The 19,207-nt window shown below is 60.9% G+C and carries 18 protein-coding genes; 10 read left to right on the plus strand and 8 right to left on the minus strand.

Annotation, left to right across the window (positions count from 1 at the left end):
- Positions 1-4 precede the first annotated feature (4 nt).
- From V3W27_RS07090 to V3W27_RS07105, 4 genes are all read left to right on the plus strand, one after another.
- Positions 5-1,036: an amino acid ABC transporter substrate-binding protein gene (locus V3W27_RS07090; RefSeq protein ID WP_007965188.1), complete on the plus strand. Its 1,032-nt coding sequence runs from the start codon at positions 5-7 to the stop codon at positions 1,034-1,036.
- A gap of 65 nt (positions 1,037-1,101) precedes the next feature.
- Entirely contained in the window at positions 1,102-2,283 is a 1,182-nt protein-coding gene (locus V3W27_RS07095) for an amino acid ABC transporter permease (protein WP_097086328.1), read from the plus strand.
- Positions 2,284-2,293: 10 nt separating this feature from the next.
- Complete coding sequence (locus V3W27_RS07100) at positions 2,294-3,391, plus strand: amino acid ABC transporter permease (protein WP_027610941.1); 1,098 nt, start codon at positions 2,294-2,296, stop codon at positions 3,389-3,391.
- A gap of 13 nt (positions 3,392-3,404) precedes the next feature.
- Positions 3,405-4,169 carry an amino acid ABC transporter ATP-binding protein gene (locus V3W27_RS07105; RefSeq protein ID WP_003221897.1) on the plus strand — a complete coding sequence of 255 codons (765 nt, stop codon included), beginning with the start codon at positions 3,405-3,407 and terminating at the stop codon, positions 4,167-4,169.
- A 69-nt stretch (positions 4,170-4,238) separates the two neighbouring features.
- Here V3W27_RS07105 and V3W27_RS07110 read toward each other — a convergent pair whose 3' ends face one another.
- A complete protein-coding gene (locus V3W27_RS07110; RefSeq protein WP_330206454.1) occupies positions 4,239-5,615 on the minus strand; it encodes a S8 family peptidase in 1,377 nt (458 codons plus the stop codon).
- A 497-nt stretch (positions 5,616-6,112) separates the two neighbouring features.
- Here V3W27_RS07110 and V3W27_RS07115 point away from each other — a divergent pair, with 497 nt between their 5' ends.
- From V3W27_RS07115 to V3W27_RS07135, 5 genes are all read left to right on the plus strand, one after another.
- The gene (locus V3W27_RS07115; protein WP_097086330.1) at positions 6,113-6,772 is read left to right on the plus strand and encodes a FadR/GntR family transcriptional regulator; all 660 of its coding nucleotides are present in this window, start codon (positions 6,113-6,115) and stop codon (positions 6,770-6,772) included.
- Positions 6,762-8,048: a CynX/NimT family MFS transporter gene (locus tag V3W27_RS07120; protein ID WP_183785814.1), complete on the plus strand. Its 1,287-nt coding sequence runs from the start codon at positions 6,762-6,764 to the stop codon at positions 8,046-8,048. Before V3W27_RS07115 ends, V3W27_RS07120 begins: the two co-directional genes overlap by 11 nt.
- A gap of 204 nt (positions 8,049-8,252) precedes the next feature.
- Positions 8,253-8,723, plus strand: a complete 471-nt coding sequence (locus V3W27_RS07125) for a nuclear transport factor 2 family protein (protein ID WP_027610944.1) — start codon at positions 8,253-8,255, stop codon at positions 8,721-8,723.
- Positions 8,724-8,762: 39 nt separating this feature from the next.
- A complete protein-coding gene (locus V3W27_RS07130) occupies positions 8,763-9,065 on the plus strand; it encodes a GIY-YIG nuclease family protein (RefSeq protein ID WP_027610945.1) in 303 nt (100 codons plus the stop codon).
- Positions 9,066-9,149: 84 nt separating this feature from the next.
- Positions 9,150-10,085 carry a glutathione S-transferase family protein gene (locus V3W27_RS07135; protein WP_330206293.1) on the plus strand — a complete coding sequence of 312 codons (936 nt, stop codon included), beginning with the start codon at positions 9,150-9,152 and terminating at the stop codon, positions 10,083-10,085.
- A gap of 117 nt (positions 10,086-10,202) precedes the next feature.
- Here the strand turns inward: V3W27_RS07135 and V3W27_RS07140 are convergent, their stop codons facing one another.
- The gene (locus tag V3W27_RS07140) at positions 10,203-10,553 is read right to left on the minus strand and encodes a glutaredoxin family protein (RefSeq protein WP_330206294.1); all 351 of its coding nucleotides are present in this window, start codon (positions 10,551-10,553) and stop codon (positions 10,203-10,205) included.
- The gene (gene yejK / locus V3W27_RS07145) at positions 10,553-11,557 is read right to left on the minus strand and encodes a nucleoid-associated protein YejK (protein WP_330206295.1); all 1,005 of its coding nucleotides are present in this window, start codon (positions 11,555-11,557) and stop codon (positions 10,553-10,555) included. The genes V3W27_RS07140 and yejK overlap by 1 nt, the downstream gene beginning before the upstream one ends.
- Positions 11,558-11,952: 395 nt before the next feature.
- Here yejK and V3W27_RS07150 point away from each other — a divergent pair, with 395 nt between their 5' ends.
- Positions 11,953-12,234, plus strand: coding sequence for an HU family DNA-binding protein (locus V3W27_RS07150; protein ID WP_003221909.1), 282 nt, complete (start codon positions 11,953-11,955; stop codon positions 12,232-12,234).
- 185 nt (positions 12,235-12,419) lie between these two features.
- On the opposite strand, the gene rlmF is transcribed toward V3W27_RS07150, so the two are convergent.
- From rlmF to V3W27_RS07175, 5 genes are all read right to left on the minus strand, one after another.
- Entirely contained in the window at positions 12,420-13,439 is a 1,020-nt protein-coding gene (gene rlmF / locus V3W27_RS07155) for a 23S rRNA (adenine(1618)-N(6))-methyltransferase RlmF (protein ID WP_330206296.1), read from the minus strand.
- 234 nt (positions 13,440-13,673) lie between these two features.
- Entirely contained in the window at positions 13,674-16,520 is a 2,847-nt protein-coding gene (locus tag V3W27_RS07160; protein ID WP_007965170.1) for a valine--tRNA ligase, read from the minus strand.
- 200 nt (positions 16,521-16,720) lie between these two features.
- The gene (locus V3W27_RS07165; RefSeq protein WP_027610950.1) at positions 16,721-17,116 is read right to left on the minus strand and encodes a hypothetical protein; all 396 of its coding nucleotides are present in this window, start codon (positions 17,114-17,116) and stop codon (positions 16,721-16,723) included.
- 8 nt (positions 17,117-17,124) lie between these two features.
- A complete protein-coding gene (locus V3W27_RS07170; RefSeq protein WP_330206297.1) occupies positions 17,125-17,553 on the minus strand; it encodes a DNA polymerase III subunit chi in 429 nt (142 codons plus the stop codon).
- 60 nt (positions 17,554-17,613) lie between these two features.
- Positions 17,614-19,104, minus strand: a complete 1,491-nt coding sequence (locus V3W27_RS07175) for a leucyl aminopeptidase (RefSeq protein WP_027610952.1) — start codon at positions 19,102-19,104, stop codon at positions 17,614-17,616.
- Between the last annotated feature and the right edge of the window lie 103 nt (positions 19,105-19,207).

Raw genomic sequence — 19,207 nt, forward strand, 5'->3', positions numbered from 1 at the left:
TTGAATGAAGATGTTGAAATCCACTCTGGCGGTCGTGACTGCAGCAGCAGTACTCGGCGTCAGCGGGTTCGCTCAGGCGGGTGCAACCCTGGATGCCGTGCAGAAGAAAGGTTTCGTGCAATGTGGCGTGAGCGACGGTCTGCCGGGTTTCTCGGTGCCGGACGCTTCGGGCAAGATCCTCGGGATCGACGCTGACGTCTGCCGCGCTGTGGCCGCTGCCGTATTCGGCGACGCCAACAAGGTCAAGTTCAGCCAGTTGAACGCCAAGGAGCGCTTCACCGCGCTGCAGTCCGGCGAAATCGACCTGCTCTCGCGCAACACCACCATGACCAGCTCGCGTGACGCCGGCATGGGCCTGAAATTCCCGGGCTTCATCACTTACTACGACGGCGTGGGCTTCCTGGCCAACAACAAGCTGGGCGTGAAAAGTGCCAAGGAACTGGACGGTGCAACCATCTGCATCCAGGCCGGTACCACCACCGAACTGAACGTGTCCGACTACTTCCGCGCCAACGGCCTGAAGTACACCCCGATCACTTTCGACACCTCCGATGAAAGCGCCAAGTCGCTGGAATCCGGTCGTTGCGACGTGCTGACCTCCGACAAGTCGCAGCTGTACGCACAGCGCAGCAAACTGGCTTCGCCAAAAGACTACGTGGTGCTGCCGGAAACCATCTCCAAAGAACCACTGGGCCCGGTCGTGCGTAACGGCGACGACGAGTGGCTGGCGATCGTTCGCTGGGTTGGCTACGCGCTGCTGAACACTGAAGAAGCCGGCGTGACCTCGAAAAACGTGTTGGAAGAAGCCAAATCCACCAAGAACCCGGACGTCGCTCGTCTGCTGGGTGCTGACGGTGAATACGGCAAAGACCTGAAACTGCCGAAGGACTGGGTTGTGAAAATCGTTTCGCAGGTCGGTAACTACGGTGAAATCTTCGAGAAAAACCTCGGCAAGAGCACTCCGCTGGAAATCGACCGTGGCCTGAACGCGCTGTGGACCAACGGCGGCATTCAGTACGCACCACCAGTGCGCTAATGGTTCTATCACCCGGCGGGCCAACCGCCGGGTGATGTTCTGTTCCATTTCTTCCGGGGCACTTCATGCAAAATTCAATCGGCGCACCAAAGCAGAGGCTCAGCCTCAGCGATCCGCGAGTGCGTGCGTGGCTGTTTCAGATCATCACCGTCGTGGCGGTGGTCGCCATGGGCTGGTATCTGTTCGATAACACCCAGACCAACCTTCAGCACCGGGGCATCACCTCCGGTTTCGACTTTCTGGAGCGCAGTGCCGGGTTCGGCATCGCTCAGCACCTGATCTCCTACACCGAAGCGGACAGTTACGCTCGGGTGTTCGTGATCGGCCTGCTCAACACCCTGTTGGTGACCTTCATCGGCGTGATCCTGGCGACCCTGCTGGGCTTCATCATCGGTGTGGCGCGGCTGTCGCCGAACTGGATCATCAGCAAACTGGCGACCGTGTACGTGGAAGTGTTCCGCAACATTCCGCCGCTGCTGCAGATCCTGTTCTGGTACTTCGCGGTATTCCTGACCATGCCGGGACCGCGCAACAGCCACAACTTCGGCGACACCTTCTTCGTCAGCAGCCGTGGCCTGAACATGCCGGCCGCGCAAATGGCTGACGGCTTCTGGGCGTTCTTCATCAGCGTGGTGCTGGCCATCGTCGCCATCGTGCTGATGTGCCGCTGGGCCAACAAGCGTTTCGAAGATACCGGCGTCCCGTTCCACAAGTTCTGGACCGGCCTGGCGATCCTGCTGGTGATCCCGACCTTGTGCGCGCTGATCTTCGGTGCCCCCCTGCACTGGGAAATGCCGCAACTCAAGGGTTTCAACTTCGTCGGCGGCTGGGTGCTGATCCCGGAACTGCTGGCGCTGACCCTCGCCCTGACCGTGTACACCGCGGCGTTCATCGCCGAAATCGTGCGTTCGGGGATCAAGTCGGTCAGCCATGGTCAGACCGAAGCGGCGCGTTCGCTCGGCCTGCGCAACGGCCCGACCCTGCGCAAGGTGATCATTCCGCAAGCCTTGCGGGTGATCATTCCGCCGCTGACCAGCCAATACCTGAACCTGGCGAAGAACTCGTCGCTGGCCGCCGGTATCGGTTATCCGGAAATGGTTTCGCTGTTCGCCGGCACCGTGCTCAACCAGACCGGTCAGGCCATCGAAGTCATTGCCATCACCATGAGCGTGTACCTGGCGATCAGTATCAGCATTTCCCTGCTGATGAACTGGTACAACAAGCGCATTGCGCTGATCGAGCGGTGAGGAAACGCGCATGACAACCCATACTTTCAAACCCGACATGCCACCGCCGGCCAAGGTCTTCGGCCCGATGGCATGGATACGCGCGAACATGTTTTCCAGCTGGCTCAACACCCTGCTGACCCTGTTTGCGTTTTACCTGATCTATCTGGTGGTACCACCGATCCTCAGTTGGGCGATTCTCGATGCCAACTGGGTCGGCACCACCCGCGCCGACTGCACCAAGGACGGCGCCTGCTGGGTGTTCATTCAGCAGCGTTTCGGCCAGTTCATGTACGGCTATTACCCGGCGGAACTGCGCTGGCGCGTTGACCTGACCGTGTGGCTGGCGGTGATCGGCGTGGCACCGCTGTTCATCAAACGCGTGGCACACAAAGCTGTGTACGGCCTGAGCTTCCTGGTGATCTACCCGATTGTCGCCTGGTGCCTGCTGCACGGTGGCGTGTTCGGCCTCGACGCCGTGGCGACCAGCCAGTGGGGCGGTCTGATGCTGACCCTGGTGATCGCCACCGTGGGTATCGCCGGCGCCTTGCCGCTGGGGATCATTCTGGCGCTGGGCCGTCGCTCGAACATGCCGGCGATTCGTGTGGTCTGCGTGACCTTCATCGAGTTCTGGCGCGGCGTGCCGTTGATCACCGTGCTGTTCATGTCCTCGGTGATGCTGCCGCTGTTCCTGCCCGAAGGCATGAACTTCGACAAGCTGCTGCGGGCGCTGATCGGGGTGATCCTGTTCCAGTCGGCCTACGTTGCCGAAGTGGTGCGCGGCGGTCTGCAAGCGATCCCCAAAGGTCAGTACGAAGCGGCAGCGGCGATGGGCCTCGGTTACTGGCGCGCGATGGGCCTGGTGATTCTGCCGCAAGCCCTGAAGCTGGTGATTCCGGGCATCGTCAACACCTTCATTGCGCTGTTCAAGGACACCAGCCTGGTGATCATCATCGGCCTGTTCGACCTGCTCAACAGCGTCAAGCAAGCCGCTGCCGACCCGAAATGGCTGGGCATGGCCACCGAAGGCTACGTGTTCGCCGCTCTGGTGTTCTGGATTTTCTGTTTTGGTATGTCGCGCTATTCCATGCATCTGGAACGCAAGCTCGACACTGGCCACAAGCGTTAGGAGTTCTCTGTAAATGAGCGAAGCAATCAAAAAGCCTGTCGGCCCTGAAGGCATTATCCAGATGCAGGGCGTGAACAAGTGGTACGGCCAGTTCCACGTGCTGAAAGACATCAACCTCAACGTCAAACAGGGCGAACGCATCGTCCTGTGCGGCCCGTCGGGTTCCGGCAAATCGACCACCATCCGCTGCCTCAACCGTCTGGAAGAGCACCAGCAGGGGCGCATCGTTGTCGACGGCGTGGAGCTGACCAACGACCTCAAGCAGATCGAAGCGATCCGCCGCGAAGTCGGCATGGTGTTCCAGCACTTCAACCTGTTCCCGCACCTGACCATCCTGCAGAACTGCACGCTGGCGCCGATGTGGGTGCGCAAGATGCCCAAGCGCAAGGCCGAGGAAATCGCCATGCATTATCTGGAGCGCGTACGCATTCCGGAGCAGGCGCATAAATTCCCGGGGCAACTGTCCGGCGGTCAGCAACAGCGTGTGGCGATTGCCCGTGCGCTGTGCATGAAACCGAAAATCATGCTGTTCGACGAACCGACTTCGGCACTCGACCCGGAGATGGTCAAAGAGGTGCTGGACACCATGATCGGTCTCGCCGAGGACGGCATGACCATGCTCTGCGTGACCCACGAAATGGGCTTCGCCCGCACCGTGGCCAACCGGGTGATCTTCATGGACAAGGGCGAAATCGTCGAACAGGCGGCGCCGAACGACTTCTTCGACAACCCGCAGAATGACCGTACCAAGCTGTTCCTGAGCCAGATCCTGCATTGATTGCCTGAAAAGCTCGCCTGACAAAAAGCCCTGCCGGTATGCCGACAGGGCTTTTTTCATGGAGGCGAATCAGCCCGCATTTGTTTTGCGTTCAAGTGCCAGGTGCACGGCACGCAGCGCGTTGAGTCGGCCGTGCCCGTAGTAGTGACTGTGGCCGTTTTCGTCGTACTGGCCGCGCGGCCCGTCATCGGGGTGGCCGATCTTGTCGCAGCAATCGGCAAGGATCTGGCGTACCGCAGAGCGATCAAGCTCGGGATTGACGCCGAGCACCAGCGCAGCGATGCCCGCGGCGCCGGGGCAGGCGCTGGAGGTACCGCTGAAGGTGTCGGTGTAGGCCGGCAATGTGGCGGCGGCAAACTTTGCGCTCAAATCAGTGGTACGGATACCCCGGGTCTGCGGGATCGAGGTTGCAGGTTTGAACTTCGGATCGGGGTGTTGCTGATCGCCGCTGGGAAAGCAGCACCAGAGTGACTTGCCATAATCACTGTAGGCACTGCGCCGGTTCTGATCGTTGCAGGCACCTACCGCAATGACGTGGGGGTGGCTGGAATAGCCATCGTTATCGGCGCACTCGTTACCGTTTCCCGCGCCAAAAAAGATCACACAGCCTTTGCCATTGCGGCCCTTGGTGGCGGCGTATTCGATTGCCAGCCGTGTGCTGGCGGCCAGGGGAAACACTTGCGTGTGACGCGGGTCCGCCGGGTCGGCCCAATGCCCTTCAGCCGGCCCCCAGCTGCAGGAAATGACGTCGGCTCCCTGATCGGCCGCCCAGAAAAAGGCGTCGGCCTCCGCGCGGGCTCCCAAGGGTTTGGTGAGTTTCAACGGCATCAGGCTGGCTTTGGGGGCGACACCGCTGGCGCCGTCCTTTCCATTGGCGCAAGCCACGCCGGCGGCGGCCGTACCGTGGCGCTCCAGGGCGTTCTGTGGGCGCGGGCCGCCTTTGGCGTTGCGTCGGTCAAAGTTCTGTGCACCGACCACTTTGCCTTCTCCGGAAAATTCGGGATGGTCAATATCGAACGCGTCATCGATGACTGCGATGACGATGCCTTCGCCCTGCGCGAGCTCATGTGCGGCTTCGACGTTGGCGCTGGCATCGATTTCAACCTGATAGGTCACGGTGGTTTTCTTCAGGTGCCACTGATTGGCATGGATCGCTCGGCGTTGACCCTGGCGCAGCAGCTCCGGGTGGCAGTATTCGATCTCGTCGCGTTCCAGCCATTCACTCGTGAGGGTGCAGATATCGATGCCATGGATGGCGGGGTGATGCACAAAAAAGGCATTTTTTGCATACGGCACCTGTTGCTTGATCATCAGGCCCAGCGCTTGAAGTATGACCATGCACTCGGTGGCTTTCAGCGAGTCGATGAACTTCAAAAAGATATTTTCGGTATAGAGCACCGGCTCCTGAGTGATGGGATCCACCAGCACGCTGCCCGCGAAGCGCACGTCGGGCAATTCGCGTAACAGCGCCTTGCGTTGCGAGGCGTCCGAGTGCTCAGGCAGTTTGAAAATCTGCACATCAGCGTCCTCGACATGCAGCAACAGTTCGCAACCTTCCAGCGCTGCGTGAGCAGATTCGCAGCAAAGCGTTTGCGCCAACTGCGCTCCCGCGTGGCTGCGGATTGCCAGCAATCGGCGATTTTTCTGCAGAACAAAAGGGCGGTCGTGCCGCTTGCCAAAATTGACTTCTACCATGAACGTTGCATCTTCCTTTGGATAAAGACGGGGCAAAACGCCCCTGGATCAATTTCCAGAGTCTGCAGTCCAGCGTCTGCAAGTGATGTCGGCAGTATTACTGCGGACTGTGGGAAATCACTTCGCCTGTCAGCGGTTTTTACAACTCGTCGGGTAGGACTGATGTCTCGGTTGGGGTTGTGTGCGGCACTTCAGCTGACTACCATGTCAAAAAATTCATCCTATGATTGGATGAAAGGGCGAATTTCATGACAGACATCTCACCTTTGATCAAGCGATCTCTGGTCGATCAGGCCCTGGATCAATTGCGTCAGCGCATTACCGATGGCGTGTGGCAGGTCGGCGAACGGCTGCCGACCGAGCCTGAGCTGTGCGCCGAGCTGGGCATCAGCCGCAACACTGTGCGCGAGGCCATGCGTGTGCTGGCGTTTTCCGGGTTGATCGAAATCCGGCAGGGCGACGGCAGTTATCTGCGCGCAGTGGTCGATCCGATGGACACGCTCAAAGCGTTGTCCCGTTGCTCGCTGGAGCAGGCGCGCGAGACCCGGCACATCCTCGAAGTTGAGGCGATTGGCCTGGCCGCGCTGCGTCGCACCGATGAAGACCTGCTCGCGCTGCGCGAAGCGCTCGGCACCAGCGGCAGCCACTACCATGGCGATCTCGATACTTACATTGCCTGCGATCTGGTGTTCCACCGCCGTCTGGTGGACGCCGCGCACAACCCGACCCTCAGCGAGTTGTATCGCTATTTCTCCAGCATCGTCGGCGCGCAATTGCGCCAGACGCTGAACATCGTCCCGCGCCGTCAGGAAGTGTTCGACCTGCACATCGAGTTGCTCGATGCCGTCGAACAACGCGACCCGGAACGGGCCAAAGCCATATCGAGACAGTTGATCAATGAACCTTGAAAGCGAGAAAAACTTTTCAACCCCCAAGCGCACGGCGGAGCTCGAGGAGCTGCTGATCGACGCCGAGGCTGACGACGAACAAGTGCAGCAAAGCCATCCGCTGGTGCGCCGGCCGTGGCTGTTGTTGCTGGGACTGATTCTGGTGGCGCTGAACCTGCGCCCGGCGCTGTCGAGCATGGCGCCGCTGCTCAGCGAAGTGTCGAAAAGCCTTGGCCTGTCTGCGGCTCAGGCCGGTTTGCTGACCACGTTGCCGGTGTTGTGCCTGGGACTGTTCGCGCCGCTGGCGCCGATTCTGGCGCGGCGTTTCGGCGCCGAACGGGTGGTACTGGGGATACTGCTGACCCTGGCCGCCGGGATCATTGTGCGCAGCAACTTCGGTGAGATCGGGCTGTTTGCAGGCAGCGTGCTTGGCGGTGCGAGCATCGGCATTATCGGCGTGCTGCTGCCGGGCATCGTCAAACGCGACTTCGCCAGACACGCCGGGACCATGACCGGCGTGTACACCATGGCCCTGTGCCTGGGCGCGGCAATGGCCGCGGGTTCCACCGTGCCGTTGAGCGAACACTTCGACCACAGCTGGGCACTGGGCCTGGGCTTCTGGGTAATCCCGGCGCTGGTGGCGGCGTTGTTCTGGCTGCCGCAGGTCGGGCAGAAACACGGCGCGCACAACGTCGCCTATCGGGTGAAAGGTCTGCTGCGCGATCCGCTGGCGTGGCAAGTGACCTTGTACATGGGCCTGCAATCGTCGCTGGCGTACATCGTGTTCGGCTGGTTGCCGTCGATTCTGATCGGCCGCGGCCTGACTCCGACCCAGGCCGGCCTGGTGCTGTCCGGCTCGGTGATCATCCAGCTCGCCAGTTCGCTGGCTGCGCCGTGGCTGGCGACCCGTGGCAAGGACCAGCGCCTGGCGATCGTGGTGGTGATGGCGCTGACCCTCGGTGGTCTGTTCGGTTGCCTGTATGCGCCGATTGAAGGGCTGTGGGGCTGGGCGATTCTGCTGGGTCTGGGGCAGGGCGGTACGTTCAGCCTGGCGTTGACCTTGATCGTGCTGCGCTCGCGGGATTCGCATGTGGCGGCGAACCTGTCGAGTATGTCCCAGGGCTTCGGCTACACCTTGGCGTCGATGGGACCGTTCGCGGTCGGCGTGGTGCATGACTGGACCGGCGGCTGGAATGCCGTGGGCTGGATCTTCGGCATCATTGGCACCGGTGCGATCATTGCCGGGCTGGGTGCGGGCCGGGCGCTGTACGTGCAAGTGCAAAGCGAGAAAATCTGACACGGTTCAACTTGTAGGAGTGAGCCTGCTCGCGATAACGGTGTGTCGGTCAACATTGCGCTGACTGATACACCGCTATCGCGAGCAGGCTCACTCCTACAGTGGTTCTGTGTGTTGCTGATATTCGGTGCACGAATGCCGATAGTGTTTCTGCGATTTGCAGCTTATCGTGCTGGCAATCTGTCCATTTCCCGGAGTTTGCCCATGAGCGAAGCCCACGCCGCCCTGATCACCCGCTTCTACCAGGCCTTCCAGCGCCTCGACGCCGAGGCCATGGCCGCCTGCTATACCGACGATGTGGTGTTCAGCGATCCGGCCTTCGGTGAACTGCGCGGGCGCGATGCCGGCGACATGTGGCGCATGCTCACCACCCGCGCCAAGGACTTCTCCCTGACCTTCGACAATGTCCGCGCCGACGAGCGCAGCGGCGGCGCGCACTGGGTGGCCACTTACCTGTTCAGCCAGACTGGCAACGTGGTGATCAACGATATCCAGGCGCGCTTCGTCTTTCGCGACGGCAAGATCTGCGAGCACCACGATCACTTCGACCTGTGGCGCTGGTCGCGGCAGGCGTTGGGCTTCAAAGGCCTGCTGCTCGGCTGGACTCCGCTGGTGCGCAACGCGGTCCGGGCGCAGGCGCTTAAAGGTCTGAAGGCATTTCAGGCTACTCGCTGATAAGATCGCGGCCTGTTTCCTACACGTCCAGATCCCGAAGTGACCAGCCTCAGCGAAAAACCGGTTGAAGTCGTCGAGCCAGTGAGCAAGGCCTGGTTCGTCTACCTCGTGCGCGCGGCCAACGGTTCGCTGTACTGCGGGATCAGCGACGACCCGGTGCGCCGCTTCGCCAAGCATCAAAGCGGCAAGGGCGCACGCTTCTTCCTGTCCAGCCCGGCGATGGCGCTGGTCTACACCGAGCGTTGCCGCGACAAGAGCGACGCGTTGCGTCAGGAACGGCTGATCAAAAAACTGCGCAAGAGCGCCAAGGAATGCCTGGTCGCGTCTTATCAATCTGACTGATTGGTTCTCATCAGGCAGATCTGTAGGCTGCTAATCAAATGCACGCTAAGCTGCGGACTCACTTTCTGTGCGGCGGAGCCGAGCATGTCCGAGTTGATTCTGCATCATTACCCGACCTCTCCATTTGCCGAAAAGGCTCGTCTGCTGTTGGGCTTCAAAGGCTTGTCGTGGCGCTCGGTGCACATTTCGCCGGTGATGCCCAAGCCGGATCTGACCGCGCTGACCGGTGGCTATCGCAAGACTCCGGTGTTGCAGGTCGGCGCCGACATCTATTGCGACACTTCGTTGATTGCCCGTCGTCTGGAGCAGGAAAAAGCCCTGCCGGCGTTTTTCCCGGAAGGGCAGGAAATGACCAGCGCCAGCTTCGCCGCTTGGGCCGATTCGGTGGTGTTCCAGCACGCGGTCAGCCTGGTGTTCCAGCCAGAATCGGTGGCCGTACGTTTCGGCAAGTTGCCGCCGGAAGCGATCAAGGCGTTTATCGCTGACCGTGCCGGGCTGTTCAGTGGCGGCAGCGCCACCCGGCTGTCGGCCGAACAGGCCAAGCATCAATGGCCAACGATCATGGCGCGGCTGGAGCAGCAGTTGCAGCGCGAGCAGGGCGACTTCCTCTTCGGTGAACCGTCGATTGCCGACTTCGCCCTGGCGCATCCGCTGTGGTTCCTCAAGGCGACGCACGTCACTTCGCCGTTGGTCGATGAATATCCGGCCGTGACTGCCTGGCTGGGGCGTGTGCTGGGCTTTGGTCATGGTGCCGCGAGTGAGATGACTGCCGAGGAGGCGCTGGAAGTCGCGCGCAGTTCGACGCCGGCGGCGCTGCCGGATGAGCAGTTTGTCGATCCGAACGGCTTCAAGGCCGGGCAGCAGGTGGCGATTGCCGCGACAGATTACGGCGTTGATCCGGTGGTGGGCGAGTTGCTGTTTGCCGGCCGCGAAGAGCTGATCCTGCGTCGCGAAGACCCGCGTGGCGGCGTGGTGCATGTGCACTTTCCGCGCTTTGGTTTCCGCATCGAAGCTCGCTGATCTCGCAAGTCAGATACAAAACCTGTGGGAGCGGGCTTGCTCGCGAATGCGGTGAATCAGTCGCGATCATTATTGACTGGCACACCGCTTTCGCGAGCAAGCCCGCTCCCACAGTTGTTATTTCAGGGCGGCGAGGATCTCGTCCGGGTCGAATCCGCGAATCAACGTGCCATTCACGTCGATCAGCGGAATCCCGCGTCCGCCCAGCGCCTCGTACGCCTTGCGCGCCTCGGCGTCCTTCTCGATGTCGAATTCCCTGAAAGGAATCCCCTTGCTGTCGAGAAAGCGCCTGGTCTGTTTGCAGTAGCCGCACCAGTCGGTGGCATACAGCACGACATGGGCCTGCGCCCGCGTTTGCTCAGAGACCATCTGCGACGGGTTGAACACCCGCTCGATCTTGCCCCAGTTCTGATAGATCACGACCACCAGCAGAACCAGCGCAACCTTCTTCAGCACATTGCCGAGCATCAGTTGCGGCGCTTGAGCTGATCGGTGAGCGAAGTTGGCAGGCCCTTGATGATCAGGGTGCCAGCCTCTTCGTCGTACTCGATCTTCGAGCCCAGCAGGTGCGCTTCAAAGCTGATCGAAAGGCCTTCGGCGCGGCCGGTGAATCGGCGGAACTGATTGAGGGTGCGTTTGTCTGCCGGAATCTCCGGCGACAGGCCGTAATCCTTGTTGCGGATGTGATCGTAGAAGGCTTTCGGCCGTTCTTCGTCAATCAGCTCCGACAGCTCTTCCAGGCCCATCGGCTCGCCGAGCTTGGCCTGACTGCTGGCGTAATCGACCAGGGTCTTGGTTTTTTCGCGGGCGGAGTCTTCCGGGAGGTCTTCGCTTTCGACGAAGTCGCTGAAGGCCTTGAGCAGCGTGCGGGTCTCGCCCGGGCCATCGACGCCTTCCTGGCAACCGATGAAGTCGCGGAAGTATTCAGAAACCTTCTTGCCGTTCTTGCCCTTGATGAACGAGATGTACTGCTTGGACTGCTTGTTGTTCTGCCACTCGGAAACGTTGATCCGCGCCGCCAGGTGCAGCTGGCCGAGGTCGAGGTGACGCGATGGGGTCACGTCCAGCTCATCGGTCACCGCCACGCCTTCGCTGTGGTGCAGCAGGGCGATCGCCAGGTAGTCGGTCATGCCTTGCTGATAGTGGGCGAACAGCACGTGGCCACCGACCGACAGGTTCGACTCTTCCATCAGCTTCTGCAGATGCTCGACCGCAACCTTGCTGAACGTGGCGAAGTCCTTGCCGCCTTCCATGTATTCCTTCAGCCAGCCGCTGAACGGAAACGCGCCGGATTCCGGATGGAACAGGCCCCAGGCTTTGCCCTGTTTGGCGTTGTAGCTCTCGTTGAGGTCGGCGAGCATGTTCTCGATGGCCGCGGACTCAGCCAGTTCGGAGTCACGGGCGTGCAGAACTGCGGGCGTGCCGTCGGGTTTTTTGTCGATCAGGTGGACGATGCAATGACGGATCGGCATGGGCTTCTCGGCTGGTGGAAGGGAGGAGGGCAGGCTCCCCCGAAAAAGCGCCCAGTGTACCGCAACCACTGGTTTTGGCGCGGGGTGAAGGGCAAATCCAGGGCGGGTGGGTGCCCTTATGCAGTTTTTTACCGATTTAGAGCAATAAAGCTGACCAAATGGGTAGCTAGAGGCGGATATTTCCCCGTCTCTGTGCTAGTTTTGCCCGGTCTTACGCGAAGTCACTGCGTTAAGCGTGCAATCAGCATTTGTCAGGTCGAACCAAACCCTGATTTCGGCATCTATAACCCGACTCGTCGTGGTTATCGCCGAGGGTGCCAGATCCAGAAGATCGGGCTCGATGGCTGACACTGCACTCTGCAATCCATATGAATTTGATAGGGAAGGAACACTACATGGCTCTTACTAAAGACCAACTGATCGCCGACATCGCTGAAGCTATCGACGCGCCGAAAACCACCGCGCGTAACGCTCTGGACCAACTGGGCCAAATCGTTGCCGATCAGCTGGAAAACGGCGGCGAAATCACCTTGCCAGGTATCGGCAAGCTGAAAGTGACCGAGCGTCCTGCCCGCACTGGCCGTAACCCTTCGACTGGCGCTGCCATCGAAATCCCTGCCAAGAAAGTGATCAAGCTGGTTGTGGCCAAAGGCCTGACCGACGCTGTGAACAAGTAAGACGCAGCGATAAAAAACCGTGCACCGGAGTGATCCGGGCACGGTTTTTTTGTGTCTGCGATTTAGCGATGCACCTCGAACCTTTGTAGGAGTGAGCCTGCTCGCGATAGCGGTGTGTCAGTCACCCTGATGTCAGCTGATATACCGCTTTCGCGAGCAAGCCCGCTCCCACAAGTAGCTCAGTGTCAGCGAACCCAGCGCTCGCGCCGCCAGATCTGCTGCTCGGACTTGGTCTGGAAGGTCCAGGCCACGAAGCGGCTCTGTTTCTGCCCTTGCGACATCTCCACCACTTGGCTTTCCAGCACACCGGCCTTCTTCAGCGCGGTTTCGATGGCGGGCAGGTTCGAGGCTTTCGACACCAGCGTGCTGAACCACAGCACCTTGTGCTGGAAGTGCGCGCTTTCGGCGATCAGTTGCGTCACGAAACGCGCTTCACCGCCTTCACACCACAGCTCGGCGGACTGCCCACCGAAGTTCAGCACTGGCAGCTTGCGTTTTGGATCGGCTTTGCCCAGTGCGCGCCATTTGCGCTCGCTGCCCTTGGTCGCCTCTTCCATCGAAGCGTGGAACGGCGGGTTGCACATGGTCAGGTCAAAGCGCTCGCCCGGCTCCAGCAAGCCGATCAGGATGTGCTTGCGGTTTTCCTGCTGGCGCAGCTGGATCACTTTGTTCAGCCCGTTGGACTGGACGATGGCTCGGGCGGCAGCCACGGCGGTCGGGTCGATTTCCGAACCGAGGAAGTGCCAGCGGTATTCGCTGTTACCGATCAGCGGATACACACAGTTGGCACCCATGCCGATGTCCAGCACGTTGACGATCGCACCGCGCGGAACCTTGCCGTCGTTCATGCTGGCCAGCAGGTCGGCGAGGAAATGCACGTAATCGGCACGGCCCGGGACCGGTGGGCACAGATAATCCGCCGGAATGTCCCAATGCTCGATGCCATAGAACGCCTTGAGCAGCGCCCGGTTGAACACGCGCACCGCGTCGGGGCTGGCGAAGTCGATGCTTTCCTTGCCGTACGGGTTGGTGATCACGAATTTTGCCAGTTCCGGCGTGGTCTTGATCAGCGCCGGTAAGTCGTAGCGACCCTGGTGGCGATTGCGCGGGTGCAGGCTGGCCTTTTCACGCGGCTCGACGGCTTTGGCCGGGGTCGCGGCATCAGGCTTCTTGCGCGCAGGTTTGGGTGTGCGGGGGGCGTTCATGGGTGTGATCGATTCGGGTATGGCTGAAAGTGGCGGGTATTGTCCCACATCTAAAGGCAACACCGTTCAAACTGTGGGAGCGGGCTTGCTCGCGAAAGTGGTGTGTCCGCCAACACATAGGTTGAATGACACACCGCATTCGCGAGCAGGCTCGCTCCCACAGGGGATTCGTGGCGATTCTTGAATAAAAAAGGGAGGCCTTTACGGGCCTCCCTTTTTCATTGCGGCTTGCCCTTACAGGCTGGAAATCCGCGCGTGCTGCTCGGCCAGTTTGCCCAGGGCCTGTTCAGCCTCGGCCAGTTTGGCGCGTTCCTTCTCGATGACTTCGGCCGGGGCCTTGTCGACGAAACCGGCGTTGGACAACTTGCCACCAACCCGCTGGACTTCGCCCTGCAGACGCAGGATTTCCTTGTCCAGACGTGCCAGCTCGGCGCCCTTGTCGATCAGACCGGCCATCGGCACCAGCACTTCCATCTCGCCCACCAGTGCGGTGGCGGACAGCGGCGCTTCTTCGCCAGCAGCGAGTACCGTGATCGATTCCAGACGCGCCAGTTTCTTCAGCAGCGCTTCGTTCTCGGTCAGGCGACGCTGATCTTCAGCGCTGACGTTCTTCAGGTAGATCGGCAGCGGTTTGCCCGGGCCGATGTTCATTTCGCCACGGATGTTGCGCGTGCCGAGCATCAGGCCCTTGAGCCATTCGATGTCGTCTTCGGCGGCCGGATCGATGCGCTCCTCGTTGGCCACCGGCCAAGGCTGCAGCATGATCGTCTTGCCCTGAATGCCGGCCAGCGGCGCGATGCGCTGCCAGATTTCTTCGGTGATGAACGGCATGAACGGGTGCGCCAGACGCAGCGCCACTTCCAGTACGCGCACCAGGGTGCGACGGGTGCCGCGCTGACGCTCGACCGGAGCGTTTTCGTCCCACAGCACTGGCTTGGACAGTTCCAGGTACCAGTCGCAGTACTGGTTCCAGATGAACTCGTACAGCGCTTGCGCGGCGAGGTCGAAACGGAACTGATCCAGTTGACGGGTCACTTCGGCTTCGGTGCGCTGCAGTTGCGAGATGATCCAGCGATCCGCCAGCGACAGCTCGTAGGCTTCGCCGTTCTGGCCGCAGTCTTCGCCCTTGTCCAGAACATAACGCGCGGCGTTCCAGATCTTGTTGCAGAAGTTGCGATAGCCTTCGACGCGGCCCATGTCGAACTTGATGTCGCGACCGGTGGACGCCAGCGAGCAGAAGGTGAAGCGCAGGGCGTCGGTGCCGTAGCTGGCGATGCCGTCGGCGAACTCGTCGCGGGTCTGCTTCTCGATCTTCTTCGCCAGTTTCGGCTGCATCATGCCGGAGGTGCGTTTCTGCACCAGGGCTTCCAGCTCGATACCGTCGATGATGTCCAGCGGGTCCAGGACGTTGCCCTTGGACTTGGACATCTTCTGGCCCTGGCCATCACGCACCAGGCCGTGCACGTAAACGGTCTTGAACGGTACTTGCGGAGTGCCGTCCTCGTTCTTGATCAGGTGCATCGTCAGCATGATCATCCGGGCAACCCAGAAGAAAATGATGTCGAAACCGGTGACCAGCACGTCGGTGGAGTGGAATTTTTTCAGGAACTCGGTCTTTTCCGGCCAGCCGAGGGTGGAGAACGTCCACAGGCCCGAGCTGAACCAGGTGTCGAGCACGTCGTTGTCCTGTTGCAGCGCAACGTCCGGGCCGAGGTTGTGCTTGGCACGCACTTCGGCTTCGTCGCGACCGACGTAGACCTTGCCCGACTCGTCGTACCAGGCCGGAATCCGGTGGCCCCACCACAGCTGACGGCTGATGCACCAGTCCTGGATGTCGCGCATCCACGAGAAGTACATGTTTTCGTACTGTTTTGGCACGAACTGGATACGGCCGTCTTCAACGGCTGCAATCGCCGGTTCAGCCAGAGGCTTGGTCGACACGTACCACTGGTCGGTCAGCCACGGCTCGATGACGGTACCGGAGCGGTCGCCTTTCGGCACTTTCAGGTTGTGATCGTCGACGCTGACCAGCAGGCCGGCGGCGTCGAACGCAGCGACGATCTGCTTGCGCGCTTCGAAACGCTCGAGACCGGCATACTCGGCCGGGATCTTGCCATCGATGCTGTCATTCAACGTGCCGTCGAGGTTGAACACCTGGGCGGCGGGCAGCACGTTGGCGTTCTTGTCGAAGATGTTCAGCAGTGGCAGGTTGTGGCGCTTGCCGACTTCGTAGTCGTTGAAATCGTGGGCCGGGGTGATCTTCACGCAGCCGGTGCCGAATTCTGGATCGCAGTAATCGTCGGCGATGATCGGGATGCGGCGGCCAACCAGTGGCAGCTCGACAAATTTGCCAATCAGGGCTTTGTAGCGCTCATCGTTCGGGTTAACCGCGACGGCGGAGTCGCCGAGCATGGTTTCCGGACGGGTGGTCGCGACGATCAGGAAATCGTTGCCTTCAGCGGTTTTCGCGCCGTCAGCCAGCGGGTACTTGAGGTTCCACAGGAAACCTTTCTCGTCGTGGTTTTCCACTTCGAGGTCGGAAATCGCCGTGTGCAACTTGGTGTCCCAGTTGACCAGACGCTTGCCGCGGTAGATCAGGCCGTCTTCGTGCAGGCGTACGAAGGCTTCTTTAACCGCTTCCGAGAGACCGTCGTCCATGGTGAAGCGCTCGCGGCTCCAGTCCACGGACGAACCGAGGCGGCGGATCTGACGGCTGATGTTGCCGCCGGACTGATCCTTCCACTCCCAGACTTTCTCGAGGAATTTCTCGCGGCCCAGGTCGTGGCGGTTCTGGCCGGTGGCTTCCAGTTGACGCTCCACCAGCATCTGCGTGGCGATACCGGCGTGGTCGGTGCCCGGCTGCCACAGGGTGTTGCGACCCTGCATGCGGCGGAAACGGATCAGGGCGTCCATGATCGCGTTGTTGAAACCGTGACCCATGTGCAGGCTGCCGGTGACGTTCGGCGGCGGGATCATGATGGTGTAGGAATCGCCCGCGCCTTGCGGTGCGAAATAGTTCTCGGACTCCCAGGTGTTGTACCAGGAAGTTTCAATGGCGTGCGGCTGGTAGGTCTTATCCATGCGCGGCGGGACCCTATTGGCATTTATTCAGGAAAAGCCGGGAAGTATAGCGGGGCATGGGGCCGAGGGCGAGCGGGGGAGGTAGTGCGCGGTTCAAATGTGGGAGCGGGCTTGCTCGCGAATTCGGTGTGTCAGCCAGCGATGATGGTGCCTGACATACCGCATTCGCGAGCAAGCCCGCTCCCACAGGGGATTTGTGGTTATTCGTATTGGCTCAAAAGCCGTTCCATCCGCGCCTCAAGGCGGCGTTTGATTTCGGTTTCGATGTGCGGCGCGAAGTCGTCGATCACGTCCTGCATGATCAATTGCGCGGCGGCGCGCAGTTCGCTATCGAGGTGCAGCAGGGCGTCCGGGCCTTTATCCACAGGTGCTGCCGGTTTGGCAGCAGGCGCCGGGGCCGGAGCTTGGTGCGGTTCGATGGCGGGCGGCGTGGCGTCGACGGCCTCGAACAACATCGGAATCTGTTCCTGTTCGCCGTCCTCGACCGTGTCGGTCAGCAAGGGCGGTTGCAGGTTGTCATCGCCGAGCAACTGGCGGATCGACTCGAGATCGTCCAGCAGGTGCGCAGGCTTTTGCAGCGGTTTTGGAGTGTCCATCGGCGTACTCAGAGTCGCTGTAAACGGTGATCTTGCAGAGGATAGCCCTGTTCGCGGTAGAAACGGAAACTCTCCCGTGCCGCCGCGCGAATCGCCGGATCTTCCACCACCACTTCCGCCACGCGGGCGAATTGGCTGGCGAAGGCCGGGACTTTCAGGTCGAGGTTGACCAGCAGATCCTGATGCTCGCCGCAGTCAGCGCCAAGTCCCAGCACGATCAAACCGTCCGGTTCGCTATCGGCAGGGCCGTGCGGCACGAAGGCTTCGCCCTTGAACGCCCACAGGCGCGCATCGAGATCGTCACGCTGAGCAGCATCGCTGCAATGCAGGTAGATGCGATGGCCCATGCGCCAGGCTTTCTCGGTGAGCTTGCAGGCAAAGTCCAGGCGAGCCGATGGGTCGGCGCTGGGCAGGATATAGAAGTCGACTTTGGTCATTGCGGTTCCTGAGCCTTGAGCGGCGTCACCGTAGAGTGACGCCGCCCAGGTTCATCGGTTTCAGGCTTTGGCGCGGTCCAGCAGGTATTGGGTCAGCAGCGGAACCGGACGGCCAGTGGCGCCCTTGTCCTTGCCGCCGCTGGTCCATGCGGTGCCCGCGATGTCCAGGTGCGCCCAGTTGAGGTTCTTGGTGAAGCGCGACAGGAAGCACGCGGCGGTGATGGTGCCGGCCTTCGGCCCGCCAATGTTGGCGATGTCGGCGAACGGGCTGTCCAGTTGCTCCTGGTATTCGTCGAACAGCGGCAGTTGCCAGGCGCGGTCGTCAGCAGCTTTGCCGGCGCTGAGCAGTTGCTCGATCAGCTCGTCGTTGTTGCCCAGCAAGCCAGACGTGTGTGCACCGAGTGCAACCACACAGGCACCGGTCAGGGTGGCGATGTCGATCACTGCTTGAGGCTTGAAGCGTTCGGAGTAGGTCAGGGCATCGCACAGCACCAGACGGCCTTCGGCGTCGGTGTTGAGGATTTCCACGGTCTGGCCGCTCATGGTAGTGACGATGTCGCCCGGACGCGAGGCGTTGCCGCTCGGCATGTTTTCGGCGCAGGCGAGGATGCACACCAGGTTGATCGGCAGTTTCAGTTCGAGCACGGCACGCAGGGTACCGAACACGGAGGCCGCGCCACCCATGTCGTACTTCATTTCGTCCATGCCGGCGCCCGGCTTGAGGCTGATGCCGCCGGTGTCGAAGGTGATTCCTTTACCGACCAGCGCGTAAGGTTTCTCGGATTTCTTGCCACCGTTGTATTGCATGACGATCAGGCGCGGCGGTTGGGCGCTGCCTTGGCCGACGGCGTAGAACGAGCCCATGCCCAGGGATTTGATCTTCTTCTCGTCGAGGACTTCGACTTTCAGATCCTTGAACTCTTTGCCGAGGTTCTTGGCTTGCTCGCCGAGGAAGGTCGGGTGGCAGATGTTCGGCGGCAGGTTGCCCAGATTACGGGTGAAGGCCATGCCGTTGGCGATCGCGGTGGCATGGTTCACGGCGCGCTGCACTTCGGCCTGCGCAGCCTTGATGGTCAGCAGGGTGATTTTCTTCAGGGCGCGCGGTTCGGCTTTCTGGCTCTTGAACTGGTCGAAAGTGTATTCGCCGTCCACCAGGGTTTCCGCCAGCAGACGGGTCTTGCCGTAGCTGTCGCGGTTCTTGACGATGATTTCATCCAGGGCCAGCACGGCATCGCTGCCACCCAGACCTTTCAGGGTATTGAGGATGCCAGCCACGATTTTACGGAACGGACGGTCGCCCAGTTCTTCATCCTTGCCCACGCCGACCAGCAGCACGCGCTCGGCTTTCAGGTTCGGCAGGCTGTGCAGCAGCAGGCTCTGACCGACCTTGCCGGCCAGATCGCCACGCTTGAGCACGGCGCTGATCGCGCCACCGCTCAGCTCGTCGACCTGTCTGGCGGCGACGCCGAGTTTGCGGCCTTCGCCGACGGCAACCACCAGGGTGGCGGTTTTCAACGTTTCTGGGCTAACGCTTTTTACAACCAGTTCCATGTCCGGATCCCTGAATGAATGGTCAACACACAGGCGTTCGACGGTGTCCGCAGTCGCCTGCTTATAGATAGAAGAGGCGCAGGTCTGTGCCTGCGACGAAGGC

The organism is Pseudomonas sp. AM14(2022) (assembly GCF_036346455.1).
Classification (GTDB): Bacteria; Pseudomonadota; Gammaproteobacteria; order Pseudomonadales; family Pseudomonadaceae; genus Aquipseudomonas; species Aquipseudomonas putida_A.

Excerpts from the sequence above, each read along its gene's own strand:
- V3W27_RS07135 (WP_330206293.1), top strand. The coding sequence starts at position 9,150 with ATGTCCGAGTTGATTCTGCATCATTACCCGACCTCTCCATTTGCCGAA.
- yejK (WP_330206295.1), bottom strand. The coding sequence starts at position 11,557 with ATGCCGATCCGTCATTGCATCGTCCACCTGATCGACAAAAAACCCGAC.
- V3W27_RS07105 (WP_003221897.1), top strand. The coding sequence starts at position 3,405 with ATGAGCGAAGCAATCAAAAAGCCTGTCGGCCCTGAAGGCATTATCCAG.
- V3W27_RS07120 (WP_183785814.1), top strand. The coding sequence starts at position 6,762 with ATGAACCTTGAAAGCGAGAAAAACTTTTCAACCCCCAAGCGCACGGCG.
- V3W27_RS07100 (WP_027610941.1), top strand. The coding sequence starts at position 2,294 with ATGACAACCCATACTTTCAAACCCGACATGCCACCGCCGGCCAAGGTC.
- V3W27_RS07125 (WP_027610944.1), top strand. The coding sequence starts at position 8,253 with ATGAGCGAAGCCCACGCCGCCCTGATCACCCGCTTCTACCAGGCCTTC.
- V3W27_RS07160 (WP_007965170.1), bottom strand. The coding sequence starts at position 16,520 with ATGGATAAGACCTACCAGCCGCACGCCATTGAAACTTCCTGGTACAAC.
- V3W27_RS07150 (WP_003221909.1), top strand. The coding sequence starts at position 11,953 with ATGGCTCTTACTAAAGACCAACTGATCGCCGACATCGCTGAAGCTATC.
- V3W27_RS07115 (WP_097086330.1), top strand. The coding sequence starts at position 6,113 with ATGACAGACATCTCACCTTTGATCAAGCGATCTCTGGTCGATCAGGCC.
- V3W27_RS07140 (WP_330206294.1), bottom strand. The coding sequence starts at position 10,553 with ATGCTCGGCAATGTGCTGAAGAAGGTTGCGCTGGTTCTGCTGGTGGTC.
- V3W27_RS07090 (WP_007965188.1), top strand. The coding sequence starts at position 5 with ATGAAGATGTTGAAATCCACTCTGGCGGTCGTGACTGCAGCAGCAGTA.
- V3W27_RS07165 (WP_027610950.1), bottom strand. The coding sequence starts at position 17,116 with ATGGACACTCCAAAACCGCTGCAAAAGCCTGCGCACCTGCTGGACGAT.
- V3W27_RS07170 (WP_330206297.1), bottom strand. The coding sequence starts at position 17,553 with ATGACCAAAGTCGACTTCTATATCCTGCCCAGCGCCGACCCATCGGCT.
- V3W27_RS07175 (WP_027610952.1), bottom strand. The coding sequence starts at position 19,104 with ATGGAACTGGTTGTAAAAAGCGTTAGCCCAGAAACGTTGAAAACCGCC.
- rlmF (WP_330206296.1), bottom strand. The coding sequence starts at position 13,439 with ATGAACGCCCCCCGCACACCCAAACCTGCGCGCAAGAAGCCTGATGCC.
- V3W27_RS07095 (WP_097086328.1), top strand. The coding sequence starts at position 1,102 with ATGCAAAATTCAATCGGCGCACCAAAGCAGAGGCTCAGCCTCAGCGAT.